This window comes from Streptosporangium canum, from assembly GCF_900113865.1.
In the GTDB taxonomy this organism is placed as follows: domain Bacteria; phylum Actinomycetota; class Actinomycetes; order Streptosporangiales; family Streptosporangiaceae; genus Streptosporangium; species Streptosporangium canum.
Window position 1 is genome coordinate 268740 of sequence record NZ_FOQY01000007.1, and the last position, 25979, is coordinate 294718.

Here is a 25979-nt window from a genome sequence, read left to right on the forward strand (position 1 = left end):
ACTTGACACTACGAGTGGTCGAATTTATGTTCGATGTAATGACGTGAAACTCGCGGATCACGTCCAGGGCGGTCGATCGTGCCCGTGCCGTCGTCGCAGACGGCCGGGCCAGGTCGAGGCGGACGGGGAGAGGGGAAGCTCCTCGTCCGGCCGTCCGGGGAATTTGTCGGTGGGGTCTGCAAGTGTTGACATCACCGGCGAAGTCGCCGGGAGCCGCTTGCGACCTAGGAGGCTGAAGCACATGACCCCTCGGCTCAGCGATTCCGGCGGGCCCCGGTTGTCGCCCACGGTGCGGGCGCACCTGACCGACGCGCGTGACTGCCTGGAAGAGGCGGCCGCCGCCCGGACCCCCGCCACCCGTTACGTCGCCGCCCACCTGGCGGCGCTCAGGGCGGCCGCCGCCGTTCTGGCCGCACGGCCGCGCCCCATGGACGGCCGCAGGCGCCGGTTGCGCAGTGCCTGGGAGCTGCTGCCCGAGGCCGAGCCGCGGCTCGCCGACTGGGCCCCCTACTTCGAGGTGAGCGCCACCAAGCGGGCCTCCGCCGAGGCCGGGATGACCCGTGTGGTGTCGGCCCGGGACGCCGAGGAGCTGATCTCCGAGGCGGAGCGCTTCGTCACCACGGTGGAGAGCCTGCTCGGCGTGCCCACCCAGCCCACGCTGCCCGGCCGCGTCCCCCTCGCCGGCTAGGCCCGGCGTCCGCCGGAGGCGCCGGTCAGGCCGCCGAGGAGGCGGGGCGGGCGGCACGGTGGCGCAGCAGGAGCATGGCGGCGTCGTCGCCCAGCGGCCGGCCCACGTGGCGCAGCAGGTCGGCGCGGAGGGCGTCCAGCGCGAGCTGCGGATCGGCTCCGTTCAGCAGGTGCGCTCTGGCCGGCAGCGGGTAGAACCGGCCCGCTCCGTCGCGCGCCTCGATGACCCCGTCGGTGTAGAAGAGGACCTGGTCCCCCGGCTCGAACGGGATCTGGTGCGGCGTCGGCTCGCTGGCCTTCAGCGAGCCCATGCCCAGCGGGAGCGCCTCGTCCGGGGGATCGGCGAACCAGTGCCTGCCGTCGACGCCGAGGACCATGGGCGACGGATGACCGCAGTTGATCACGGTGATCGAGGTGCCGCCGGTGATCTCGGCCAGTATGCCGGTGACGAACTGCTCGCCGGACAGCTCCCGGGTCAGGGCGTTCTCCAGCCGGGCCACCACGCCCTGGAGCTTGGCCTCGTCGTGCGCGGCCTCCCGGAAGGCGCCGAGGACCACCGCGGCGGTCTCCACGGCCTCCAGGCCCTTGCCCTGGACGTCTCCCACGATGATCCGGACCCCGTGCGGGGTGGTCACCACCTCGTACAGGTCACCGCCGATCCTGGCCTCGGCGGTGGCCGAGGTGTAGGAGACGGCCACGCCGATCCCCGGCCCCGCGCGGCGCGGCACGGGCCGCAGCAGCACGCGCTGGGCGGCCTCGGCCACCGAGCGGACATCGGCCAGCTGCCTCTCGTGGCGGAGCCGTCCGGCGCTGGCCAGCACGCTGGCCACGGTGACGCCGAGGATGGCGGCCATGGTGATGTTGGTACGGGGCGTCCAGAGAATGTCGTTGTAGAGGCCCAGGGCGACGCACAGCGCCAGGGCGATCACGCCGACCACCGTGGTCCTGGCCAGCCCGCAGGCCACACTGGCGAAGGCCGGGCCCAGGGCGAGCAGGGGCAGGAGGCCGGACGTCGGGCCGGAGCCGAAGTCGATCAGGGCCACGACGCCCATGACGATGAAAGGCAGGAGCTTCAGAATGTCCTGGGTCCTGCTGCCTCCGACGGAGGTCAGCAGCCTCAGGAACGCGCGGGTCTTGGTCGACCCCAGAGACGCCATGAGGGCGTCGAGACGGCTTTTGGGGCGTCTTCGAGAGTGATCGTGTCGATCCTCTCTCCCTGCCATGTCCACCACATCTCGTTAAATGCCATGTTTGCCTTTTCCTACCACAGGGACCGCCACCCGTGGCGCGATGAAGGCGATGTTCTAACGAGACGACGAGATTTCCCGGTGGGTGGGCACGCCGGCCCCCGGCGCACCCACGACCGGACGGGTCGTCAGAAGGATTCGACGGCGCGTCGTGCCTCGGGGTCCAGGACACCCCAGTTGATGAGCTCCTCGGTGAGCTCGGTGGGGGACTTGTCATAGATCACGGCGAGGGAGCGGAGATCCTCCTGGCGGATGGACAGCACCTTGCCGTTGTAGTCGCCACGCTGGCTCTGGATCGTGGCCGCGTAGCGGGCGAGCGCACCTGCCTTCTCCTTGGGGAGCTGGGCAAGACGCTCAAGGTCGATCACAAGCTTCGGTGTCGGGCCGAGCGGGCTCGGGGCGGCGCCACCCGGCAGCAACTCCGAGACCGGAACACCGTAGAAGTCGGCCAGCTCGGCAAGCTTCTGCACGGTCACGGCGCGGTCCCCGCGCTCGTAGGAGCCGACGACAACCGCCTTCCAGCGTCCGCGGGACTTCTCTTCGACTCCGTGCAGGGACAGGCCCTGCTGGGTGCGGATGGCGCGGAGTCGTGCACCCAGCGACTTGGCGTACTCAGACGGCATGGTGTGGCCCCCCGGCTCTCTTATGTGCTGCTTTCACTTGATTGTGCTCCCTCGCAACATATGCCCCAACCACCGGGTTGGTGCCCGGGGTAGGCACCTTCGGTGACCGGAGCGTCAGGGTTTACCCGATAACGCCGCGAGGTGTGGTTACGGACAGTGACGGTAAAGCGGTGGGCGTCTAAGGTCAAGCTGATTGGAAAAAAGATGTCGAATCCGATCCGACGCGGTCCTCCTCAAACGCCGCACTTGTCCCACCCCGGATAGTGAATCATCAAGGTTTTCCCTGCTTGCCGCCGGATCCAGGCTTCTTCGGCGGGTTTCGGGGCAACATCATCACCGGGCACGGCGCTGCGCGTATGATCTTCGATGAGATGTCGCCGAGGAAGACCCGGCGCAACGGCCCCGTTTCGCTGGAGGCGCAGATCAGCATCGAACCCTCGCAGTCGGTGTTGCCCAGCGCCGCCGCCACGCTCCTGCCCTCCAGCACCGCCACGTCGACCTCCACCCGCCGGTGCCCGCGAGCGGCCGCCTTGAGGTCCGTCGCGACCCTCTCCCGCAGCCGGTTGAGCATCTCCTCCTCTATCCGCGCCTGCCGCCCGCCGCTCAGCACCAGGGTGATCAGGCGCAGCGGCACGTCCATCTGCAGGGCCGTCGCGGCGGCCTGCCGTACCGCCTCGCCGGAGGCGGGGTCGCGCCGGTAGGCCACGGTCAGCCGCTGGATCCGGGGCGGATGCTCCTCGCCGTACCCCCGAGGCGCCAGCGCGACGGGCACGGGGGAGGCGTGCAGGAGCTGGTCGGCGGTGCTGCCCAGGCGGATACGGCCCCGGCCCCCTCCGGGGGCCGAGCCGATGACCACCACGTCCGCCTTGGTCCTGCCGGCGAGCTGCACCAGGCCGCGCCCGCTGCCCCGGTTGCCGTGCAGGACGTAGTCGATCGGCACGTCGTCCACGTCCGCCAGCAGCCGCCGCGCCTGGGCGATGGTCAGGGCGGCCTCTTCGGCCACGTACGCCTGCCACTCGGCGTCGATCTTGCCGGGGCCCGGCGTGGTCCAGGCGGGGGCGTGCACGTGGGCCACCGTCAGCCGTGCTCCGCTCTGCCTGGCCAGCAGCAGGGCCAGCCAGAGACCGTCCTTGCCGCGCGACTCGGGGATGAACCCGGCGAGAACATGCTCGATCTTCATCGGACGCTCCGGTTGAGATGGGAGTGGCGGTAGCCGTACAGGAAGTAGGCCAGCAGGCCGACCAGCATCCAGATGGCGAAGGCCAGCCAGGTGACCCCCGCCAGCCCGAGCATCACGATGACGCAGAAGATCACGCCGAGGATCGGCGTGATCGGGAAGAGCGGTGTCCTGAAGCTGCGCGGCAGGTCGGGCCGGGTACGGCGGAGCACCAGCACGCCGACGTTGACGATGGCGAAGGCGAACAGGGTGCCGATGCTGGTGGCCTCGGCGAGCTGGCCCAGCGGGATGAACCCGGCGAGCACCGAGACGAACGCGGCCACGATGAGCGTGTTGGCCACCGGGACCTGGCGGCGCGGGTTCACCTTCTCGAAGATCTTCGGTATCAGGCCGTCGCGCGACATCGCGAACAGGATGCGGGTCTGGCCGTACAGCACGGTGAGGACCACGCTGGCGATGGCGATGACCGCGCCGAAGGAGATGATGATGCCCGCCCAGGTGGAGCCGGTGGCCAGGTCGGCGATCAGGGCGAGGCTGGCCTCGGTGGTGTGCGGGTTGAACTGCTGCCACGGCATGGCGCCGACGGCGGCCAGCGCCACCGCCACGTAGACGATCGTGACGATGACGAGGGAGAGGATGATCGCCAGAGGTAGGTCGCGCTTGGGGTTCCTGGCCTCCTCGCCGGCGGTGGAGGCCGCGTCGAAGCCGATGTAGGAGAAGAAGACCTGCGAGGCGGCGGCGGTGATGCCGGCGACGCCCATCGGGGCGAACGGCGCCAGGTTGCCCGTGTTGAACGCGGTGAAGGCCACGACGCAGAAGAAGACGAGCACCGCGATCTTGATCATCACGAAGATCGCGTTGGCGGTGGCGCTCTCGGACGCCCCGCGCAGCAGCAGCCAGGTGGCGAGCACGACGATGAGGATCGCGGTGAGGTTGATCACCCCGCCCTGGTCGCCGGGGGAGTGGGTGATGGAGGCCGGCAGCTCCCAGCCGAACAGGTCCTGGAGGAAGTGGTTGAGGTATTCGCCCCAGCCGACCGCCACCGCCGCCACCGAGACGGCGTACTCCAGCATCAGGCACCAGCCGCAGACCCACGCCACGAGCTCGCCCAGGGTCGCGTAGGCGTAGGAGTAGGACGAGCCGGAGACGGGGATCGTGCCGGCCAGCTCGGCGTAGGACAGGGCCGAGAACAGGGCCGTGATCGCCGCCAGCACGAACGCGGCCACCACCGCGGGACCCGCCTTGGGTACGGCCTGGCCGAGGATGACGAAGATGCCGGTGCCGAGGGTGGCTCCGACGCTGAAGAGGGTGAGCTGCCACAGGGTCATGGTCCGGCGCAGCTCGCCGCCCTCGCCGTGGCCGCCCTCGGCGATGATCTCGTCGGCGGGTTTGGTGCGGAACAGCCGATGTGCCACGGAAGCCATGTCTCGTTCCTCCTCGACTGCGCCTGTGCGGTGATGATCGGTCATGCCGGGAGGAACGGCCAGGGCCACGGCCGCCGGAGCGCGGCGGCCGGGCCCGCGGTCAGAGCGTGCTGGCCAGCGGCCAGGTGGCGTTGGGGGTGACGATCGTGCCCCCCTTTCCCGCCAGGATCCGCTCGGCCTCGTCCAGCTTGCCGATGGCGGCCATGTCGCCGGTCGTCTCCACGAACCGGCAGGCCGCCTCCACCTTCGGCCCCATCGAACCGGCGGGGAACTCCTCCGCGCGCAGCTCGTGGGGAGTGGTGTGGGCGATGTCCTCCTGCTGCGGGGTGCCGAAGTTCCTGGCCACCCGCGGCACGTCGGTCAGCATCATGAAGACGTCCGCCTCCAGGGCCTCGGCGAGCACCGACCCGGTGAGGTCCTTGTCGATGACCGCCTCGACGCCCTGGAGCCGGCCCTTCTCGTTGCGGATGACCGGGATGCCGCCGCCTCCGGCGCAGATCGTCAGGACGTGGTCGCGGACCAGGCGGCGGATCAGCCGGGTCTCCACGACCCGCTGCGGGGCGGGGGAGGGGACGACCCTGCGCCAGTACTGCCCGTCCGGCTTGACCGTCCAGCCGTACTCCCGGGCCAGTTTCTCGGCCTCCTGCCGGTCGTAGACCTCGCCGACGAACTTGGTCGGGTCGTCGAACGCGGGGTCCACCGCGGAGACGAGCGTCTGGGTGACCATCGCCGCGACCTGCCGTCCGGGCAGCGCGTTCTGCAGCGCCTGGAGCATCCAGTAGCCGATCATGCCCTGGGTCTCGGCGACGATCGTGTCGAGTTGGTAGGGCCGGGTCAGATTGGCGTCCTTGGCGCTCTCCAGCGCCAGCACGCCCACCTGCGGGCCGTTCCCGTGCGTGATGATCAGCTCGTGCCGCTCGGCCAGCGAGGCCAGCGACGTGACCGCGTCACGGAGGTTCTCCTGCTGGACGTCGGCGTCGGGCCGCTGCGCCCTCCGCAGCAGCGCGTTGCCCCCCAGGGCTACCAGAACGCGCATCTGCCGTCCTCTCGCCGGTGCCTTGATGGTGTGGTGGTGTGCGTGGTTTCGGTCGTCCAGGGTGGCCGGGATGGCTGGTGCCTTGACGGTGTGGTGGTGTGCGTGGTTTCGGTCGTCCAGGGTGGCCGGGATGGCCGGTGCCTTGACGGTGTGGTGGTGTGCACGGCCTCAGTCCCCCAGGGTGGCAACCATGATGGCCTTGATGGTGTGGAGCCGGTTCTCGGCCTGGTCGAAGACGATCGAGCGCGGTGACTCGAAGAGCTCTTCGGTGACCTCCAGCGCGTCGTAGCCGGTCTTCTCGAACAGGTCCTCGCCGACCCTGGTCTCCCGGTTGTGGAAGGCCGGCAGGCAGTGCATGAACTTCACCTTCGGGTTGCCGGTGGCCTTCACCACCTCCGCGTTGACCTGGTACGGCATGAGCAGCTTGATGCGCTCGTCCCACACCTCCTTGGGCTCGCCCATGGACACCCACACGTCGGTGTAGAGGAAGTCCACACCCTTGACGCCCTTGTTCACGTCCTCGGTGACGGTGACGGTGGCGCCGGTCCGTTTGGCGAGGTCCCTGGCGGGCTTGACGACCGTCTTCTCGTCGGGCCAGAGGTCCTTGGGGGCGACCATCCGCACGTCCATGCCGAGCATGGCACCGGTGACCAGCAGCGAGTGGCCCATGTTGTTGCGGGCGTCGCCGAGGTAGGCGTAGGAGACGTCGTGCAGGGGTCTGTCGCTGTGCTCCTGCATGGTGAGCATGTCGGCGAGCATCTGCGTCGGGTGCCACTCGTCGGTGAGGCCGTTCCAGACCGGGACGCCGGCGTAGGCGGCGAGCTCATCGATGTAGGCCTGCTTGCTGCCCCGGTACTCGATGGCGTCGAACATCCGGCCGAGGACCCGCGCGGTGTCCTTGACCGACTCCTTGTGGCCCATCTGGGAGCCGCTGGGGTCGAGGTAGGTGACGTGGGCGCCCTGGTCGTGGGCGCCGACCTCGAACGCGCAGCGGGTGCGGGTGGAGGTCTTCTCGAAGATCAGCGCGATGTTCTTGCCCGTGAGCCGGGGATCCTCGTTTCCCGCGTACTTGGCGGCCTTGAGGTCGGCCGACAGCCTGATCAGGAACGTGAACTCGTCGGGTGTGAAGTCGAGTTCCCTGAGGAAGCTGCGGTTGCGCAGGTTGAATGCCATGGATGTCCCCCGTCGTGTCCCCGTGACGATGAAGCGGCTCAGATGCCGTCGCGTTCGAGCGGGCAGCTCATGCAGCGCGGCCCGCCCCGGCCCCGGCCGAGCTCGCTGCCCGGGGTCGTGATCACCTCGATGCCGTTGTCGCGCAGGTAGTTGTTGGTGGTGGTGTTGCGCTCGTAGGCGACGACGACGCCGGGTTCGACGGCCAGGACGTTGCAGCCGTCGTCCCACTGCTCCCGCTCGGCGGCGTAGACGTCCTGGGTGGGGGTGAGGACCTTGATGTCGTCCAGGCCGAGGGCCCGGGCGATCGCCTTGTGCATGTCCTCCGCGGGATGGTCGGTGATCTTGAGTTCCTTCTCGGTGTCGCCGGGTTCGACCGTGTAGGAGGGCAGCATGCCCAGGCCGGCGTACTTGGTGAACACGCCGACGTCCACGTTGGTCATCACCGTGTCCAGGTGCATGAACGCCCGGGCCTTCGGCATGTTCAGCGCGACGATCTTCTTCGCCGAGCCTCTGTTGAACAGGCTCCGCGCGAGCATCTCCACCGCCTGCGGCTGGGTGCGCTCGCTCATCCCGACCAGCACCGTGTCCCGGCCGATGACCAGCACGTCGCCGCCCTCGATGGTGGCCGGCGCGGCGGCCAGGCCCGGCATCCAGACGTTGTAGCCGTCCGGTCCGGGCCGGTCGTAGCCGGCGGCGAACATCGGGTGGTGGCGGTAGATGGCCTCGTAGTTCACGGTCTCGCGCTGGCGGGCCTTCTTCTTCATCGCGTTGACGGAGACGCCGTCGTAGATCCAGCAGGAGGTGTCGCGGGTGAACAGGTGGTTGGGCAGCGGCGGCAGGATGAAGTCGTCGTACTCCAGGGTGTGGAAGGCCAGGCTCTTGGGGTCGGTGCCCCGCTCCACCAGTTCGCGCTTGGTGATGCCGCCGGTGAGGTAGAGCTGGAGTTCGGCGGAGTCCATCGCGTCGAACACGTTGCGGAGGGCGTCGATGGCCATCGGCCCGAAGTAGCGCTCGTCGATGGTGCCGTCCAGGATGTGTTTGCGGGCCTCGGGGATGTCGACCGTCTCGCGCAGCAGGTCGGCCAGCATGTAGACGGTGATGCCGCGGTCGCGCAGCACCTGCTGGAACTGCTCGTGCTCCTCCACGGCCCGTTGCACCCACAGCACGTCGTCGAAGAGGAATTCGTCCTTGTTCGAGGGGGTGAGCCGCTTGAGCGCCAGTTCGGGCTGGTGCAGCAGGACCTGGTGGAGCCTGCCCACCTCGGAGTCGACATGAAAGGTCATTTCTTCTCTTCCTTCGCCGTTGTCAACGAGTCCGTCCGGAGGATGAGGCCGGTGCTCTCTCCCTGGGGCCGTACTCGCCACGTTTCGCCTTGGTCCAGATGTAGACCGGGATGCCCGCGAGCATCATCAGGAAGCCGATGAAGACCGCCTCCAGACCGGCGCCGTAGGTCATCCAGAAGGCGAACAGGATGGCTACGGCGGTGATGGCCAGGTCGCGGCCCAGCCGGGCTCCGTGGACCTTTCTGGCCCCGGTGACCAGCCAGAACAGCTGGGCGCACGCGGAGAAGAAGTAGGGGATGACCGTGGTGAAGGTGGCGATCAGCAGGATCTTGTCGAAGCCCTCGGTGGTGCCGAAGTAGTTGTAGACCGCGACCAGCGAGGTCAGCGCGGTGCCCAGGACGATGCCCACCCACGGGGCGCCGCGGCGGTTCTCCCTGCTGAAGATCGCCGGGAACAGGCCGTCCCTGGCCGCGGCCATCGGCATCTCGGCCACGAGCATGGTCCAGCCGTTGATGGCGCCGATGCCGGAGACGACCGCGCAGGCCGCCATGATGCCGCCGCCGACGCCGCCGCCGAACATGTTGTTGATCGCCTCGGCGAACGGGGCGGGGGAGTTGACGAGGGCGTCGTGCGGGACGGTGCCGAAGATGGCGACGGTGCTGAGCATGTACATCGCGGCGCAGATCAGCACGCCGTAGACGCTGGCCCTGCCGATGTTGCGCGCCGGATTCCTGATCTTCTCCGCCACGATGGTGACGCTCTCGACGCCGGAGTAGATGAACAGCGCGAGCGCGCCGGCGGTGGATATGGCGCCGATCCAGTTGCCGTCGGTGGCGTTGAACGGGCCGAAGTTGGCGCCGCGGACGAAGAACAGCCCGACCACCGCGACGAAGATCAGCGGGATGAACTTCAGCACCGTCGTGACCAGTGTGAAGGCGCCGATGTTCCGCACGCCGCTCAGGTTGATCAGCGCCGGGATCCACAGGGCGACGAAGGCCAGGACGACCTGGGCGACGGCGGAGTCCCAGTGCAGGAAGTAGTTGACGTAGTTGACCCAGACGACGGCGATCGCGGCGTTGCCGATCCAGGCGGTCAGCCAGAACGACCAGGCGTTCCAGAAGCCGGGGAACTCGCCGAAGGCGTCCTTGGCGTAGGCGTACGGCCCGCCTCCCGCGGGCACCCGCGCGCCGAGCCTGCCGAACACGACGGCGAGCGCGATGGCGCCGATCGACACCAGGCCCATCGCCAGGATGCTGACCGTGCCGTAGGCGGCGAGGGAGGCCGGCAGCAGGAACACACCCGTGCCCACGATGTTGCCGACGACGAGTGACGTCGCTGCGGGGAGACCGAGTTTGCCGTGTTCGGACGCTATGGCCTCGGCCGCGTCGTCGCGGATCACTCCTTCTTCGGCGGCGGTGCGTCCTTGTGGACGATCGCCAAAGGAATCCCCCATCTCGCGCCCCCCGGCACACATCCCCCGTATCGCCACATTTAGTGGCAATACCCAATGAGGTCCCCAGGGGCAGAAAGGATGAAACCCGCGCTACCAGGGCGGACGGCGCCCGGACACGCCGGTGTCAGCCGCGGGGCAGCACCTGGGATACGGAGGCCGGGCCGGCCTCCGTTCCCGAGATCGGCGGGAGCACCACGGCCATGATCGCCATGATCGCGGCCAGCAGGGCGACGGGGAGCAGGACGAGGACGGACGCGCGGCGGCGCGGGGGCAGGAGTTCCGCGGTGACCACGCCGGTGGCGAAGGACGACAGGGACTCCGCCAGGAGGGGGTCCTCCCCGTGGAGCCGGTCGGCGATCCCGTCGAGTGTGCGCTTCTCGCGAGCGGACAGGCCCATGTTCTCGATCCCCCGGTGGCTGACGATGACGCGAAGGATTTTAATGGCACTTTGTCTGGTTTTGCCAAGCCGGTGAGGTAGATCTTCCTCGCCGCCCCCGGCCCTTACTCCTCGTCCCCCTTCCGCGCCAGCGCGTCCGCGCCGCTCACGATCTCGGTGAGCTCGGTGGTGATCTCGGCCTGCCGCGCGGAGTTGGCCCGGCGGGTGAGCCGGCCGATCAGCTCGTGGGCGTTGTCGGTGGCCGACGTCATCGCCTGCCGGCGGGCGGCGTGCTCGGCGGCGCTGGACTCCAGCAGCATGCTCCAGATCCGGCCCCGAACGTACTGCCGCAGCAGCAGGTCGAGCACGGCGCCCGGGGCCGGCTCGAACTCGTACGGCGGCAGGGGGGCGGATGCGGAGCCCTCGGCCCGGCCGCCGATCTCCCGCTCCTCGATCTCCAGGGGCAGGATCCGGCGCACCCGGGTCTCCTGGGTCAGCATGGAGACGAACTCGGTGAAGACGACGTGCACCTCGCCCACCCCGCCCTCCCGGGTGGGCATGTCGAAGGCCTTCACCAGCGTCTGGCCGATCTCGGCGGCGACGTCGTAGGTGGGGTGGTCCGACAGGCCGACCCACTCCCGCTCGGTCCTCCTGCGCCGGAAGCGGTAGAAGTCCACCGCCTTGCGGCCCGACAGATAGAACACCGGCTCCTTGTCCTGCCCGCGCAGGAGCGCCGCCAGCGCGTCCCCCTGGCGCAGCACGTTGTGGTTGAAGCCGCCGCAGAAGCCCCGGTCGCTGCTCATCAGCAGCACGGCCACGCGCGAGGTGTCGGGCTTGCGGTTGAGCAGCGCGTGGTTCATGTGGGTGCCGTGGCTGACGAGGATGGAGGCCGCCCGGGTGATCTCCGTGGCGTACGGCCTGGCGGAGTCGAGGCGCCGGCGTGCCCGGGGGATCCGGGAGGAGGCGATGAGCTCCTGCGCCCGGGTGATCTTGGCCGTCGAGGTGACGGACCGGATGCGCGCGCGGATCGCGCGGAGTTGGGCGCCCATGCTCTCCCCCGAGGACTGCTGCCGGCCGGGATGCCGTCACGGTTGGCCCTGCCCTCGGCGGTCGCCGTCACGGCCGGGGGAGGGGAGAGTTTGCCAATTAATGGGCCTGGACCGCTCCAAGTGCCATGTGTGGCGCTATTTCATAGTTTGATGCCGTTAGAGAAGTAAGGGGCCGATTCCGGCCCACTGCCCGGCGGCTGCTAACGTGAGGTCGTTGACTTCCTTTAAGACCCGTCCCGTGAGGCGGGAAAGGTGGTGTTTTCTTTGGCTGATGCCATTTCGCATGCTCACAGTGGCGCACGCGCGGTCCTCGAGGGGCCCGACATCAATCGCGCGCTGGTCCGCATCTCCCACGAGATCCTTGAGCGCACCAAGGGCGCCGAGGACATCGTCCTCCTCGGGATCCCCACGCGGGGCGTCCATCTGGCCCGGCGCCTGGCCGCCTGCATCAAGCAGTTCGAGGGCCGCTCGGTCCCCGTCGGATCCCTCGACGTGACGATGTACCGCGACGACCTCCGCCTCCGCCCCGCCCGCGCGCTGGGCCGCACCGAGCTGCCGGCCGACGGCATCGACGGAAGGATCGTCGTCCTCGTCGACGACGTCCTCTACTCCGGCCGCACCGTCCGCTCCGCGCTCGACGCGCTCAACGACCTGGGCCGCCCGCAGGCCGTCCAGCTCGCCGCCCTGGTCGACCGCGGCCACCGCGAGCTGCCCATCCGCGCCGACTACGTGGGCAAGAACCTGCCGACCTCCAAGTCCGAGATCGTCAAGGTCTACCTGGAGGAGAACGACGGCCGCGACGCGGTCCTGCTGCTGAAGGAGGACGACAAGTGAAGCGGCACCTGATCTCGGCGGCCGACCTGAGCCGCGACGACGCCCTGCTCATCCTGGACACCGCCGACGAGCTGGCGAAGATCTCGGAACGCTCCATCAAGAAGCTGCCCACCCTGCGCGGCCGTACCGTGGTCAACCTCTTCTTCGAGGACTCCACCCGGACCAGGATCTCCTTCGAGGCGGCGGCCAAGCGCCTGTCGGCGGACGTCATCAACTTCTCCGCCAAGGGCTCCAGCGTCTCCAAGGGCGAGTCGCTCAAGGACACCGCGCTCACCCTGGAGGCGATGGGCGCCGACGCCGTCGTCATCCGGCACGGCGCCTCCGGCGCGCCGCACCGCCTGGCCGGCTGGGTGCGCGGCAGCGTCGTCAACGCCGGCGACGGCACCCACGAGCACCCCACCCAGGCCCTGCTCGACGCCTTCACCATGCGCCGCCGCCTCGGCCCGCTGGACGGCCGGAAGGTCACCATCGTCGGCGACGTGCTGCACAGCCGGGTGGCCCGCTCCAACGTGCTGCTGCTGAACACGCTCGGCGCCGAGGTGACCCTGGTCGCCCCGCCCACGCTGCTGCCGGTGACCGTGGACTCCTGGCCGTGCGAGGTCTCCTACGACCTCGACTCCGTGCTGCCCAAGTCGGACGTGGTGATGATGCTGCGCGTGCAGCGCGAGCGGATGAACGCCGCGTTCTTCCCCACCGAGCGGGAGTACAGCCGCCGCTACGGTCTCGACCGCGACCGGGTCGCGAAGATGCACGACGAGGCCATCGTGATGCATCCCGGCCCGATGAACCGGGGAATGGAGATCGCGGCCGAGGTGGCCGACTCTCCGCGCTCGACGATCGTCGAGCAGGTCGCCAACGGTGTGACCACTCGCATGGCCGTTCTGTACCTGCTGCTTGGCGGCGCCGACCTCGGGGGAGAGATCCAGTGACCACCACCGTCATCAAGGGGGCGAAGATCCTCGGCGGCGAGCCCGCCGACATCCTGATCCGCGACGGGGTCGTCGCCGAGATCGGCCGGGGACTGGCCGGCGACACGGAGATCGACGCCCGGGGCCTCATCGCCCTGCCCGGCCTGGTGGACCTCCACACCCACCTGCGCGAGCCCGGCCGCGAGGACGCCGAGACCGTCGAGACCGGCACCCGCGCCGCCGCCCTGGGCGGCTACACCGCGGTGCACGCCATGGCCAACACCGACCCGGTGGCCGACACCGCCGGCGTCGTGGAGCAGGTCTGGCGCCTGGGCCAGGAGGCCGGCCACTGCGACGTGCGGCCGGTCGGCGCCGTCACCGTCGGCCTCCAGGGCGAGCGCCTGGCGGAGCTCGGCGCGATGGCCGACTCCGCCGCGCGGGTCCGGGTCTTCTCCGACGACGGCAAGTGCGTCTCCGACGCGGTGCTCATGCGCCGCGCGCTGGAGTACGTCAAGGCCTTCGACGGCGTGGTCGCCCAGCACGCCCAGGAGCCGCGCCTGACCTCCGGCGCGCAGATGAACGAGGGCGCGGTCTCCGGCAGGCTCGGCCTGACCGGCTGGCCGGCGGTCGCCGAGGAGGCGATCATCGCCCGTGACTGCCTGCTCGCCGCGCACGTCGGCTCCCGCCTGCACGTCTGCCACCTGTCCACGGCGGGCTCGGTGGAGATCGTCCGCTGGGCCAAGTCGAAGGGCTGGAACGTCACCGCCGAGGTGACCCCGCACCACCTGCTCCTCACCGACGATCTCGTCGAGGACTCTCCCGTCGGCTCCTACAACCCGATCTACAAGGTCAACCCGCCGCTGCGCACCCGCGCGGACGTGGAGGCGCTGCGCGAGGCCCTGGCCGACGGCACGATCGACTGCGTCGCCACCGACCACGCCCCGCACCCGGTCGAGGACAAGGAGACCGAGTGGGCCGCCGCGGCGATGGGCATGATCGGTCTGGAGACGGCCCTGTCGGTGGTCCAGGAGGCCATGGTGGAGACCGGGCTGCTCGACTGGGCCGGTGTCGCCGAGCGCATGTCCGCCGCCCCGGCCAGGATCGGCCGGCTGGAGGGCCACGGGCAGCCGATCGAGGTCGGCGCCCCGGCCAACATCACCCTCTACGACGCCGCCGTGCGCGCCGAGGTGGACCCGGCCGGCTACGCCTCCAGGAGCCGTAACACCCCGTACGAGGGCAGGACCCTCCCGGGCCGGGTCGTGGCCACCTTCCTGCGCGGCCGGCCGACCGTCCTGGACGGAAAGCTCGCGTGACGGCCCTCGCCCGCCGGAGGCGGCCCGTCCGCCCGGCGGGCGTCCCACATCGTGGAGGCGCCCCCCTCCGGGGCGCCGGATATTTCATACTTTGCGGAGCAATGACCGAGATGATCGGGGTGTTTGAGTGACCGCAGTGCTAGTGCTGGAAGACGGACGTGTCTTCCATGGGACTCCCTATGGAGCCGAGGGGGAGACCTTCGGTGAGATGGTCTTCAACACCGGGATGACCGGCTACCAGGAGACGCTCACCGACCCCTCCTACCACCGCCAGATCGTCGCGATGACCGCGCCGCACATCGGCAACACCGGGGTCAACGACGAGGACCCCGAGTCCTCGCGCGTCTGGGTCTCCGGCTACGTGGTCCGCGAGCCCGCGCGCGTCTCCTCCAACTGGCGGGCCAACCGCTCCCTCGACGACTACCTCAGGGAGCAGGGCGTCGTCGCCATCGCCATCGCCGGCACCCGTGCCCTCACCCGCCACCTGCGCGAGCGCGGCGCCATGCGCGCCGGCGTCTTCTCCGGCGCCGCCCTCGCCCCGGTCGAGGAGCTCCTGGAGCGCGTCCGGCGCAGCCCCGCGATGGAGGGCGCCGACCTGGCCGAGGCGGTCTCGACCGCCGAGCCGTACGTCGTGCCGGCGGTCGGCGCCAAGCGCTTCACCGTGGCGGCCGTCGACCTCGGCATCAAGGCGATGACCCCGCACCGGATGGCCGAGCGCGGCTGCGAGGTGCACGTCCTGCCGGCCTCCAGCACCGCCGAGGACATCCTCGCGCTCAACCCGGACGGGGTGTTCTTCTCCAACGGCCCGGGCGACCCGGCCACCGCCGACGGGCCGGTCGAGGCGGTGCGCGGGGTCCTCGACTCCGGCACGCCGTTCTTCGGCATCTGCTTCGGAAACCAGATCTTCGGCCGGGCCCTCGGCCTGGGCACCTACAAGCTCCGCTACGGCCACCGCGGGGTCAACCAGCCGGTCCAGGACCGGCGCACCGGCAAGGTGGAGATCTCCGCGCACAACCACGGCTTCGCCGTGCGGGCCCCCCTGGAGGGGACCTTCGACACGCCGTACGGCCCGGCGGAGGTCAGCCACGTCAACCTCAACGACGACTGCGTCGAGGGACTGCGGCTGCTCGACCGCCCCGCCTTCAGCGTCCAGTACCACCCCGAGGCCGCGGCCGGTCCGCACGACTCCGCCGGCCTGTTCGACGGCTTCTGCGCGCTGATGGAATCGGCCAGGGGACGAGTGAGCGTGACCGCGGGCGCGGGCGAGGAGCCGGGCGCCGACACGGAGGGAAGCAAGGGTGCCTAAGCGCACGGACATCCAGTCGGTCATGGTGATCGGCTCCGGGCCCATCGTGATCGGGCAGGCCTGCGAGTTCGACTACTCGGGCACCCAGGCCTGCCGCGTGCTGCGCGCCGAGGGCTTCCGCGTGATCCTCGTCAACAGCAACCCGGCGACGATCATGACGGACCCCGAGTTCGCCGACGCCACCTACGTCGAGCCGATCACCCCGGACATGGTCGAGAAGATCATCGCCAAGGAGCGCCCCGACGCGCTGCTGCCCACCCTCGGCGGCCAGACCGCGCTGAACACCGCGATCGCCCTGCACGAGGCCGGCGTCCTGGCCAAATACGACGTCGAGCTGATCGGCGCCGACGTGGACGCCATCCAGGCGGGCGAGAACCGCGAGCTGTTCAAGGGCATCGTGGCCAAGGTCGCGCGGGAGCGCGGCCTCAACGCCGACTCGGCCCGCTCGTTCGTCTGCCACACCCTGGACGAGTGCCTGACGGCCGCCGGCGAGCTGGGCTACCCGCTGGTCGTGCGCCCCTCCTTCACCATGGGCGGCGTCGGCTCCGGCTTCGCCCACGACGAGGAGGGACTGCGCCGCATCGCCGGAGCGGGCCTCGACGCCTCGCCGACCACCGAGGTGCTCCTGGAGGAGTCCATCCTCGGCTGGAAGGAGTACGAGCTGGAGGTCATGCGCGACAAGGCCGACAACGTCGTCATCGTCTGCTCCATCGAGAACATCGACCCGATGGGCGTGCACACCGGCGACAGCGTCACCGTGGCCCCCGCCCTGACGCTCACCGACCGCGAGTACCAGAACATGCGCGACGTCGCCATCGCGGTCATCCGCGAGGTCGGCGTGGACACCGGCGGCTGTAACATCCAGTTCGCCGTCGACCCGGCCACCGGCCGCATGGTCGTCATCGAGATGAACCCGCGCGTCTCCCGCTCCAGCGCGCTCGCCTCGAAGGCCACCGGCTTCCCGATCGCGAAGATCGCCGCCAAGCTGGCCATCGGCTACACCCTGGACGAGATCCCCAACGACATCACCAAGGAGACCCCGGCGTCGTTCGAGCCCTCGCTCGACTACATCGTGGTCAAGGTGCCCCGCTTCGCCTTCGACAAGTTCCCCGGCGCCGACCAGACCCTGACGACCCACATGAAGTCGGTCGGCGAGGCCATGGCCATCGGCCGGTCCTTCCCCGAGGCCCTGCAGAAGGCGCTGCGCTCGCTGGAGAAGAAGGGCGCCGTCTTCACCTGGGCGGGCGAGCCGGGCGACAAGGACGACCTCCTGAGGGCCTGCCGCACGCCGCACGACAGCCGGCTGTTCACCATGCAGCAGGCCATCCGCGCCGGGGCCACGCCCGCCGAGCTGTTCGAGGCCACCGCGGTGGACCCGTGGTTCCTGGACCAGCTCTACGCGATCGACGAGGTCGCCGCCGAGCTGCGCCAGGCCCCCCAGCTCACCGCCGAGGTGCTGACGAAGGTCAAGCGGCACGGCTTCAGCGACCTGCAGATCGCCGAGCTGCGCGACATGACCGAGCCCCGGGTCCGCGACCTGCGCCACGCGCTCGGCGTCCGGCCGGTCTACAACACCGTCGACACCTGCGCCGCCGAGTTCGCCGCGCGCACGCCCTACCTCTACTCCACCTACGACGAGGAGACCGAGGTCCCGTACGGCGAGCGACCCAAGGTCCTCATCCTCGGCTCGGGGCCGAACCGGATCGGCCAGGGCATCGAGTTCGACTACGCCTGCGTGCACGCCTCCTTCGAGCTGTCGGAGGCCGGCTACGAGACCGTCATGGTCAACTGCAACCCCGAGACGGTCTCCACCGACTACGACACCTCCGACCGGCTCTACTTCGAGCCGCTCACCCTGGAGGACGTCCTGGAGGTCGTCCACGCCGAGCAGCAGACCGGCCCGGTCGCGGGCGTCATCGTCCAGCTCGGCGGCCAGACCCCGCTCGGCCTGGCCCAGGCGCTCAAGGACGCCGGGGTCCCGATCGTCGGCACCTCGCCGGAGTCGATCCACCTCGCCGAGGAGCGCGGCGCGTTCGGCCGCGTCCTGGCCGAGGCCGGGCTGCCCGCGCCCAAGCACGGCACCGCGGTCACCGTGGACGAGGCCCTGACCATCGCCGGGGAGATCGGCTACCCGGTCCTGGTCCGGCCCTCCTACGTCCTGGGCGGCGCGGGCATGGCCATCGTCTACGACGACGAGACGCTGACGACCTACATGTCCAAGGCCGGCGCGGCCAGCGACCACCCGGTGCTGGTGGACAAGTTCCTCGACGAGGCCGTCGAGATCGACGTGGACGCGCTGTTCGACGGCGAGGAGCTCTACCTCGGCGGCGTGATGGAGCACATCGAGGAGGCCGGCATCCACTCCGGCGACTCGGCGTGCTCGCTGCCCCCGATGACGCTCGGCAGCCACGACATCAAGCGCATCCGCACCGCCACCGAGGAGATCGCCCGCGGCGTGGGCGTGCGCGGCCTGCTCAACGTGCAGTACGCCATGTCGGCCAACATCCTCTACGTGCTGGAGGCCAACCCGCGTGCCAGCCGTACGGTGCCGTTCGTCTCCAAGGCCACGGCGGTGCCGCTGGCCAAGGCGGCGGCCCGCGTGATGATGGGCGCCACGGTGGCCGAGCTGCGCGCCGAGGGCATGCTCCCGGCCGAGGGCGACGGCGGCACCATGCCGCTGGACGCGCCCATCGCGGTCAAGGAGGCGGTGCTGCCGTTCAACCGCTTCCGCGGCGTGGACACCGTGCTGGGCCCGGAGATGCGCTCCACCGGCGAGGTCATGGGCATCGACCGGTTCTTCGGCACGGCTTACGCCAAGTCGCAGGCCGCCGCCTACGGCTCGCTGCCGACCGGCGGACGGGCGTTCGTCTCGGTGGCGAACCGGGACAAGCGTGCGATGATCTTCCCGGTCAAGGCGCTCGCGGACCTCGGTTTCGAGATTCTGGCCACCGAGGGAACGGCCGAGGTGCTGCGCCGCAACGGCGTCCATGCCAAGATCGTGCGAAAGCAGAGCGATGGAACCGGTCCCGAGGGTGAGCCGACCATCGGCCGGCGCATCCTGGATGGTGAGGTGGATCTCATCGTGAACACGCCCTTCGGCAGCCCCGGCCAGTCCGGGCCGCGGCTGGACGGCTACGAGATCCGCACCGCCGCCGTGCTGCGGGGCATCCCCTGCATCACGACCGTCCAGGGGCTCGCCGCGGCCGTCCAGGGCATCCAGGCCATCGTCCGCGGCGACATCGGCGTACGGTCGCTCCAGGAGCACGCCCAGCGGTTGCGGGGCTGATGCGCCTTAGGCGGAGGTGAGGGAGACGCCTGTTACTCCGGTACAGGTGACGGGCACGGTGCTGACGACGCGCCGGGTCGACGCCTATCATGCGCTGACCGTGGTCGCGCCCGGCATCGCCGAGCGTTTCCGGCCCGGCCACTTCGTCTCGGTGGCCGTCGGCGGGGCGCAGACGTCAACGCTGACGCGCCGTGCCTTCTCCATCCACGACGTCAAGCCCGACTACGGCGGCACGGTGGAGTTCGTCTTCACCGTGCGCGGTCCCGGTACGGCGTGGCTGGCCGAGCGCCGCGCCCGCGACACGCTGGATCTGGTCGGGCCGCTCGGCCGCCCGTTCCCGCTGCCGCGCGACCCGGTGACCTGCGTCCTGGTGGGCGGCGAGTACGGCTCGGCGACGCTGTTCGCCGTGGCGGACGCGCTCCAGCGGCGCGGCTGCCGCGTCGACTTCGTACTGGGCGCGGCCTCCGCCGACCGGGTGTTCGGCGCGCTGCGCGCCCGCAGGATGGGGGAGACGACCACGCTGACCACCGAGGACGGCTCCCTGGGCCTGCGCGGCCGGGTCACCGACGTGCTGCCCGGCGTGATCGCCGACGTCCGGGCCGACGCGGTCTACGCCTGCGGCCCGATGCCGATGCTGCGCGGCGTCACCGCCGTGGCGGTCGAGTTCGACATCCCGGTCCAGGTGGCCGTGGAGGAGCGGATGGCGTGCGGGATCGGCGTCTGCATGACGTGCGTGCTGCCCGTCATCGGCGACGACGGCGTGACCCGGATGGTGCGCTCGTGCGTCGAAGGGCCGGTCTTCCGGGGCGAGCGCGTCCGCTTCGACGATGTGGGAACGATCCCGTTCGACGCGCTCGGAGCGCCCGGTGGGGGATCGCGCAATGTCGGTTGACATGCGGACGTACCTGGGACACGTGGAACTGGTCAACCCGATCATCACGGCCGCGGGGTGCGCGGCGTCGGGCTCCGAGCTCGCCCAGTTCTTCGACCTGGGCCGGATCGGCGCGCTGACCACGCGGTCGATCACGATGGCCCCCAGAGCGGGCCGTCCGACCCCCAGGATGGCCGAGACGCCCTCGGGCATGCTCAACGCCATCGGCCTCCAGGGGCCGGGGGTGGACGCCTTCCTGGAGCGCGAGCTGCCCTGGCTGGCCCAGCGGAGCGTCAGGACCGTGGTCTCCATCGGCGGCGGCACCGTGGCCGAGTACACCGCGCTGGCCCGCAGGCTCACCGACGCCCCCGGGGTGAGCGCCGTGGAGGTCAACCTGTCCTGTCCCAACATCGAGGACCGGGGGCGCGTCTTCGCCCGCGACGGGGCCGCCTCGGCCGAGGTGATCGCCTCGGTGCGCTCGGTGATGCGCTACGACGTGCCCGTGGTGGCCAAGCTCTCCCCGGACGTGATGGACGTCGTGAGCGTCGCCCGCGCGTGCGTGGACGGCGGCGCGGACGCGCTCTCGATGATCAACAACCCGCTCGGCATGAGCATCGACACCGAGGCCATGCGCCCGTCGCTGGCGGCGGTCACCGGCGGGCTGTCCGGACCGGCCATCCGGCCGCTGGCCGTACGCTGCGTGTGGCAGGTGCACGCCGCGCTGCCCAGCGTGCCCATCATCGGCATGGGCGGCGTGCTGACCGGCAGGGACGCCTTCGAGCTCGTCCTCGCCGGGGCCTGCGTCGTCGCTGTCGGCACCGCGCTGTTCCACGACCCCTACGCCTGCCTGCGCATCCTGCGCGAGCTGGAGGAGCTCCTGGCGGCCCGGGGGTTCCACCGGCTGGCCGACGCGGTCGGGCTGGCCCATCGCCCGCCGGGGGCGCCCACCCGGCACCGGATAGATCTAGAGGAGAGTTCCCTGTGACGCCCGCACCCATCGCCGTCGCCCTGGACGCACCCGACCTGGAGACCGCGGCCCACTGGGCGAGCCTGGTGACGCCCCACGTCAGCACGGTCAAGGTCGGACTCGAACTCTACCTCCGTTACGGACCCGAGGTGATCGCCTCGGTGCGCGGGGCGAGCGGCGTGCAGGTGTTCCTCGACCTGAAGCTCCACGACATCCCGAACACCGTCGCCGGCGCGGCCAAGGCCGTGGCGCGGCTCAGGCCCGCCATCCTGACCGTCCACGCGGCCGGTGGCCCCGCGATGATCCAGGCGGCGGTGGAGGCCCTGCCCGACACCCAGATCGCGGCCGTGACGGTGCTCACGTCGCTCTCCGACGCCGATCTGGAGCGGATCGGCGTCACGGGTCCCTCCGATGACGCCGTGCGCCGTCTGGCGGTCGTGGCCGTCGGCGCGGGCGCCCAGGCCCTCGTGTGCTCGCCGCGTGAGGTCGCCACGGTGCGGGCAGAGGTCGGGCCGGACATCACCCTGATCACTCCCGGCGTCCGCCCCGTCGGCGCCGCGAGTCAGGATCAGGCAAGAGTAGCGACTCCTGAGCGGGCGCTCGCCGACGGGGCCGATCTTCTGGTCATCGGCCGCCCGATCACCGGTTCGGCCGACCCCGGGGCGGCCGCCGCGGGGATCGCCGCGGCGCTCCGGCGGACCCTCGCCGGCAGCGGACGCGCGGTGTGATCCAAATCGCGGGAAACACGGCGCTGAGCGCAGTTTCGTCGACGCTCGGCGACTTTTCGGCTACACAAAGTGACGAAGTAGATTTTCTAAGGGAAGAAACTGGGGTTGACGTTGCTTGAAGCGTCATGACCAGCTAGTTTCCCTTCCCGTCCGAGTACATCCACAGGAAATTCGAGGTGACCCGGCGTGGCTCTTCCTCCCCTTACCCCTGAGCAGCGCGCCGCAGCCCTAGAGAAGGCTGCCAAGGCCCGCCGAGAGCGTGCCGAGGTTAAGAATCGCCTGAAGCACGGCGCGATCTCTCTGGCTGAGGTGCTCAAAGACGGGCAGGCCGACGACGTCATCGGCAAGATGAAGGTGTCGGCCCTTCTGGAGTCGCTCCCCGGCGTGGGCAAGGTCCGCGCCAAGCAGCTGATGGAGCGGCTTGGCATCGCAGAGTCCCGCCGCGTGCGGGGCCTCGGCGCCAACCAGCGAGCTTCGCTCGAGCGTGAGTTCGGCGGTGCCGAGAGCTAGTCTCGGTTCAGTAAGAACACGCTCACCCGCATCCGCGGGAACGGCATCACGGGGGGTTTGGAGTGACCGGAACGTCGTGGCCCGGCGAGAGTCGGGTCCCGGAGGGAACCGCTGAGAGCGGGTCCGGTGGCTTCACCTCCCCGGTCGCAGGCCTGGTGGCGGCGCGAGCCTCCGCCGGGCCGACCGGCAACCGCCTGACGGTCCTCTCAGGGCCGTCAGGCGTCGGCAAGTCCACGGTCGTCGCCGAGCTTCGGCGGGCACACCCCCAGGTGTGGCTGTCGGTCTCGGTGACCACCAGGAAGCCCCGGCCGGGGGAGACCCACGGGGTGGAGTACTTCTTCGCCGACGACGACGAGTTCGACCGCCTGGCCGCCTCCGGCGAGCTGCTGGAGTGGGCCGAGTTCGCCGGCAACAGGTACGGCACGCCGCGCGGCCCGGTGCTCGAGAAGCTCGCCGCCGGAGTGCCCACGCTGCTGGAGATCGACCTCCAGGGCGCGCGCCAGGTCCGGGCGAGCATGCCCGAGGCGGTGCTGGTCTTCCTGGCCCCGCCGACCTGGGAGGAGCTGGAGAAGCGCCTGCGCGGCAGGGGAACCGAGCCCGAGGACGTCATCGCCCGGCGTCTGGCGGCGGGCCGGATCGAGATGGCCGCGGAGCAGGAATTCGACCTGACTCTTGTGAACACGTCCGTCCAGGATGTATGTCATCGGCTGATAGCCTTACTGGCTGATGCTCCCGAGGCTTCGAGCCCCGGTCGTTCACCTAGCTAGGGGAAATCACAACGTGGCAACGAACGCCGCCTATTCCGAAGGCATCACCAACCCGTCGATCGACGCGCTCCTCGACATCGTCGACAGCAAGTACAGCCTCGTGATCTTCGGCTCGAAGCGCGCGCGCCAGATCAACGCCTACTACTCCCAGCTCGGCGAGGGCCTGCTGGAGTACGTCGGCCCGCTGGTGGAGACCCACGCCCAGGAGAAGCCGCTGTCCATCGCGCTGCGCGAGGTCAGCGAGGGCCTGCTCACCTCCGAGCCGATCGAGGGCTAGTCCCACCGATGCGGACGCCTGGCGAGGGTGCGACGGTGAACGGGCCCGCCGGACGGGCGGCGCCGGGCGGCGGGCGAGACCACGGTCTCCAGCGCGCCGGGCAGGACGGCGTCGGCGGCGACCGGCCTCCGGCGGCCGAGCCCGACGGGCACGACCGGAGCCAGGGGCCCGGATCCGACGGAACCGGCCGGAGCCGCGGGCCCGGACCGGACCGGAGCCGTAAACCCGCCGTCGTCCTCGGCGTGAGCGCGGGAATCGCCGCCTACAAGGCCTGCGAGCTGCTCCGCCTCCTCACCGAGTCCGGTCACGACGTCCGCGTCGTCCCGACCCGGGAGGCGCTCCGTTTCGTCGGCGAGCCGACCTGGGCGGCCCTGTCCGGCAACCCGGTGACGGCCGACGTCTGGGAGTCCGTGCACGAGGTGCCCCATGTCCGGATCGGACAGGGCGCCGATCTGGTGGTCGTCGCTCCCGCCACCGCCGACGTGCTCGCCAAGGCCGCCCACGGGCTGGCCGGCGACCTGCTCACCAACACCCTGCTCACCGCGCGCTGCCCGGTGGTGTTCGCCCCCGCGATGCACACCGAGATGTGGGAGCACCCCGCGACCCGGGCCAACGTGGCCACGCTCCGCGAGCGCGGCGCGATCGTCATCGACCCCGCCGTGGGCCGCCTGACCGGCGCCGACACCGGCCGCGGCCGGCTGCCCGACCCCAAGGAGATCTTCGAGGTCTGCCGCAGGGTCCTGACCGGGCGCCCCGCCGACCTGGCCGGCCGCCGTCTGGTGATCTCCGCCGGGGGCACCCGCGAGGCCATCGACCCGGTCCGCTTCATCGGCAACCGCTCCTCGGGCCTGCAGGGATACGCGCTGGCCCGCACGGCCGTCGCCCGCGGCGCCGAGGTGGTCCTGGTGGCCGCGAACGTCGCCCTGCCCGATCCCGCCGGGGCCACGGTGGTCCGGGTGGAGTCGGCCGTCGAGCTGCGCGCCGCCGTGCTGGAGGCGATGGAGGGCGCCGACGCCGTGGTCATGGCCGCCGCCGTCGCCGACTTCCGGCCCTCGGCGCAGAGCGGCTCGAAGATCAAGAAGACCTCCGCCGAGCCCGACCCCATCCATCTGGTGAAAAATCCTGACATCCTCGCCGAGTTGGGCGACCGCCGCCGCGAGGGGCTCAAGCCATACCCGTCGGTGATCGTGGGGTTCGCGGCCGAGACCGACGACGTCCTGGCCAACGGGCGGGCCAAGCTGGCCCGCAAGGGCTGCGATCTGCTCGTCGTCAACCAGGTGGGCGACAACCTCGCCTTCGGCACCCCGGACAACGCGGCGGTGGTCCTGGCCGCCGACGGCGAGCCGGTGGAGATCCCGCGCGGTCCCAAGGAGGACCTCGCCGACGCGGTCTGGGATCTCGTCGCCCGGCGACTGCCCTGATCCGCTTGCCGGACCTCCCCGTACGGCGGATACTGCGTCCGGAGTGACCTGCGACGTTGCAGCACGAGTTGCAGCATGAAGGGAATTGACCATGCCGGTCCCCGCCGCCGTCAGGGCCCGCTGCCGCGCCCTGCTCCCCCCAGGGGAGGACATGCGCTACATCCTGCCCGCGCTGTCGGTCGGCTCGCCGGGGATGGCGACCTTCCTGATCGTGGTCACCGACCGTTCGATCTCCGTGCTGTCCACCAAGTTCTTCGACCAGGACGCGCCGACCTCGGTCTACGCCACCCACGCGCGCCGGACGAGGCTCGGCCCGGTGGAGTTCTCCGCGGGCGCGGCCATCGAGCTCGGCGACATGGTGTTCGAGATCGACGAGGAGTACGCGGCGGTGGTCCGCGCCGCCGACGCCGAGGTGTTCGCGCCCGAGACGCTGCCCCCCGATCCGCTGCCCGACCTGTGACCTCTTAGTGTGAACACGAGTGCAGGTGGGCCGTCCAGGGATGGCACGGGTCACTTGGGGATGCGCCGGTCAAGGGGGCGGCTCCGGGGCCGGCCCGGCTGCGGGGGCTGCGGATGCCGCACATCGTTCGCGTTCTGGCCGTGCTGACCTTGACGCTGTCGCTGTCCCCGTGGGGGGCCGCGGCGCACGCCGATCCGCCGGCCGCCGTCCCGGAGCCGCCGGTCGCGGTCACCGAGCCGGTGACCGACCGGGCGAGCGCGCTCGGCGGCCGCCGGGCCGAGGTCGAGGCGGCCATCGCGAGACTGCGGGGCCGTCACGGCGTCCGCCTGTACGTCGTCTACGTCCGGAGCTTCTCCGGCCTGGACGCGACCGACTGGGCCGCCACGACGGCCCGGCTCAGCGGTCTGGGCCCGCTCGACCTGCTGCTGGCCGTCGCCACCGGGGAGGGCCGCTACGCCGTCTCCGCCGACCAGGCCTTCCCGCTGTCGGGCGCGCAGCTCGACTCGGTGGCCGCGACCGCGATCGAGCCCGAGCTGCGGCACTCCGACTGGGCGGGCGCGCCGATCGTCGCGGCCAGGGAGTACGACGCGGTGCTGGCCTCCGCGGGCACCGTCTCGGCGTGGAACGGCCCGGCTCACGGCCCCCGCCAGGGGCCGGCCGTACCGATTCCCGACCGATCGTGGGGGTGAATCGGTACGGCGCGCCGAAGCTGGACACGAGATGGTTTCGCGACGCTGCTCCGGGTACGGCTAGACTTCGGCTCAGCGCTCCTGGTGTCGTATCGACGCCAGAGCCCCCAGACG

The 25979-nt window shown here is 70.6% G+C and carries 25 protein-coding genes; 15 read left to right on the forward strand and 10 right to left on the reverse strand.

Annotated elements, in window-relative coordinates; translation table 11 throughout:
• Window positions 1-241 precede the first annotated feature (241 nt).
• The gene (locus BM085_RS13610) at window positions 242-688 is read left to right on the forward strand and encodes an SAV_6107 family HEPN domain-containing protein (RefSeq protein ID WP_093887354.1); all 447 of its coding nucleotides are present in this window, start codon (window positions 242-244) and stop codon (window positions 686-688) included.
• A 25-nt stretch (window positions 689-713) separates the two neighbouring features.
• Here BM085_RS13610 and BM085_RS13615 read toward each other — a convergent pair whose 3' ends face one another.
• The 10 genes from BM085_RS13615 to BM085_RS13660 all read right to left on the reverse strand — a co-directional run bounded on the left by BM085_RS13615 (window position 714) and on the right by BM085_RS13660 (window position 11528).
• A complete protein-coding gene (locus tag BM085_RS13615; RefSeq protein WP_093887355.1) occupies window positions 714-1844 on the reverse strand; it encodes a PP2C family protein-serine/threonine phosphatase in 1131 nt (376 codons plus the stop codon).
• A 218-nt stretch (window positions 1845-2062) separates the two neighbouring features.
• A complete protein-coding gene (gene bldD / locus BM085_RS13620; protein WP_012889498.1) occupies window positions 2063-2557 on the reverse strand; it encodes a transcriptional regulator BldD in 495 nt (164 codons plus the stop codon).
• 271 nt (window positions 2558-2828) lie between these two features.
• Window positions 2829-3737, reverse strand: a complete 909-nt coding sequence (locus BM085_RS13625; RefSeq protein ID WP_093887356.1) for a universal stress protein — start codon at window positions 3735-3737, stop codon at window positions 2829-2831.
• Window positions 3734-5158, reverse strand: coding sequence for an amino acid permease (locus tag BM085_RS13630; RefSeq protein ID WP_093887357.1), 1425 nt, complete (start codon window positions 5156-5158; stop codon window positions 3734-3736). Before BM085_RS13630 ends, BM085_RS13625 begins: the two co-directional genes overlap by 4 nt.
• 100 nt (window positions 5159-5258) lie before the next feature.
• Window positions 5259-6194, reverse strand: a complete 936-nt coding sequence (arcC, locus tag BM085_RS13635) for a carbamate kinase (protein ID WP_093887358.1) — start codon at window positions 6192-6194, stop codon at window positions 5259-5261.
• A gap of 168 nt (window positions 6195-6362) precedes the next feature.
• On the reverse strand, window positions 6363-7367 hold the full coding sequence (gene argF / locus BM085_RS13640) for an ornithine carbamoyltransferase (protein WP_093887359.1): 1005 nt from the start codon (window positions 7365-7367) through the stop codon (window positions 6363-6365).
• Window positions 7368-7405: 38 nt separating this feature from the next.
• Entirely contained in the window at window positions 7406-8650 is a 1245-nt protein-coding gene (locus BM085_RS13645; protein ID WP_093887360.1) for an arginine deiminase, read from the reverse strand.
• Window positions 8651-8672: 22 nt separating this feature from the next.
• Entirely contained in the window at window positions 8673-10049 is a 1377-nt protein-coding gene (locus tag BM085_RS13650) for an amino acid permease (protein WP_245789301.1), read from the reverse strand.
• A 178-nt stretch (window positions 10050-10227) separates the two neighbouring features.
• Window positions 10228-10500 carry a DUF3040 domain-containing protein gene (locus BM085_RS13655; RefSeq protein ID WP_093887362.1) on the reverse strand — a complete coding sequence of 91 codons (273 nt, stop codon included), beginning with the start codon at window positions 10498-10500 and terminating at the stop codon, window positions 10228-10230.
• A 104-nt stretch (window positions 10501-10604) separates the two neighbouring features.
• Entirely contained in the window at window positions 10605-11528 is a 924-nt protein-coding gene (locus BM085_RS13660) for a F0F1 ATP synthase subunit gamma (protein WP_093887363.1), read from the reverse strand.
• A gap of 264 nt (window positions 11529-11792) precedes the next feature.
• Between BM085_RS13660 and pyrR the strand changes: the two genes are divergently transcribed.
• The 14 genes from pyrR to BM085_RS13730 all read left to right on the forward strand — a co-directional run bounded on the left by pyrR (window position 11793) and on the right by BM085_RS13730 (window position 25865).
• Window positions 11793-12362 (forward strand): bifunctional pyr operon transcriptional regulator/uracil phosphoribosyltransferase PyrR, encoded by a 570-nt coding sequence (pyrR, locus tag BM085_RS13665; RefSeq protein WP_242676147.1) that lies wholly within the window; start codon window positions 11793-11795, stop codon window positions 12360-12362.
• Complete coding sequence (locus tag BM085_RS13670; protein ID WP_012889508.1) at window positions 12359-13291, forward strand: aspartate carbamoyltransferase catalytic subunit; 933 nt, start codon at window positions 12359-12361, stop codon at window positions 13289-13291. Before pyrR ends, BM085_RS13670 begins: the two co-directional genes overlap by 4 nt.
• On the forward strand, window positions 13288-14583 hold the full coding sequence (locus BM085_RS13675) for a dihydroorotase (RefSeq protein ID WP_093887364.1): 1296 nt from the start codon (window positions 13288-13290) through the stop codon (window positions 14581-14583). The genes BM085_RS13670 and BM085_RS13675 overlap by 4 nt, the downstream gene beginning before the upstream one ends.
• Window positions 14584-14710: 127 nt before the next feature.
• Window positions 14711-15889, forward strand: a complete 1179-nt coding sequence (carA, locus tag BM085_RS13680; RefSeq protein WP_093887365.1) for a glutamine-hydrolyzing carbamoyl-phosphate synthase small subunit — start codon at window positions 14711-14713, stop codon at window positions 15887-15889.
• A complete protein-coding gene (gene carB / locus BM085_RS13685) occupies window positions 15882-19175 on the forward strand; it encodes a carbamoyl-phosphate synthase large subunit (protein WP_093887366.1) in 3294 nt (1097 codons plus the stop codon). The genes carA and carB overlap by 8 nt, the downstream gene beginning before the upstream one ends.
• A gap of 58 nt (window positions 19176-19233) precedes the next feature.
• A complete protein-coding gene (locus BM085_RS13690) occupies window positions 19234-20067 on the forward strand; it encodes a dihydroorotate dehydrogenase electron transfer subunit (RefSeq protein WP_245789302.1) in 834 nt (277 codons plus the stop codon).
• Complete coding sequence (locus BM085_RS13695; RefSeq protein ID WP_093887368.1) at window positions 20057-21031, forward strand: dihydroorotate dehydrogenase; 975 nt, start codon at window positions 20057-20059, stop codon at window positions 21029-21031. Before BM085_RS13690 ends, BM085_RS13695 begins: the two co-directional genes overlap by 11 nt.
• Window positions 21028-21741 carry an orotidine-5'-phosphate decarboxylase gene (gene pyrF / locus BM085_RS13700; protein ID WP_093887369.1) on the forward strand — a complete coding sequence of 238 codons (714 nt, stop codon included), beginning with the start codon at window positions 21028-21030 and terminating at the stop codon, window positions 21739-21741. The genes BM085_RS13695 and pyrF overlap by 4 nt, the downstream gene beginning before the upstream one ends.
• Before the next feature lie 186 nt (window positions 21742-21927).
• Window positions 21928-22251 (forward strand): integration host factor, actinobacterial type, encoded by a 324-nt coding sequence (mihF, locus tag BM085_RS13705; protein WP_012889515.1) that lies wholly within the window; start codon window positions 21928-21930, stop codon window positions 22249-22251.
• A gap of 152 nt (window positions 22252-22403) precedes the next feature.
• Window positions 22404-23018, forward strand: coding sequence for a guanylate kinase (gmk, locus tag BM085_RS13710; protein WP_043655522.1), 615 nt, complete (start codon window positions 22404-22406; stop codon window positions 23016-23018).
• 13 nt (window positions 23019-23031) lie between these two features.
• Window positions 23032-23295, forward strand: a complete 264-nt coding sequence (gene rpoZ / locus BM085_RS13715) for a DNA-directed RNA polymerase subunit omega (protein ID WP_012889517.1) — start codon at window positions 23032-23034, stop codon at window positions 23293-23295.
• A gap of 35 nt (window positions 23296-23330) precedes the next feature.
• On the forward strand, window positions 23331-24716 hold the full coding sequence (coaBC, locus tag BM085_RS13720) for a bifunctional phosphopantothenoylcysteine decarboxylase/phosphopantothenate--cysteine ligase CoaBC (protein ID WP_281249845.1): 1386 nt from the start codon (window positions 23331-23333) through the stop codon (window positions 24714-24716).
• Window positions 24717-24807: 91 nt separating this feature from the next.
• Window positions 24808-25176, forward strand: a complete 369-nt coding sequence (locus BM085_RS13725; protein ID WP_031162703.1) for a hypothetical protein — start codon at window positions 24808-24810, stop codon at window positions 25174-25176.
• 113 nt (window positions 25177-25289) lie between these two features.
• Entirely contained in the window at window positions 25290-25865 is a 576-nt protein-coding gene (locus tag BM085_RS13730) for a TPM domain-containing protein (RefSeq protein ID WP_093887370.1), read from the forward strand.
• Window positions 25866-25979 lie beyond the last annotated feature (114 nt).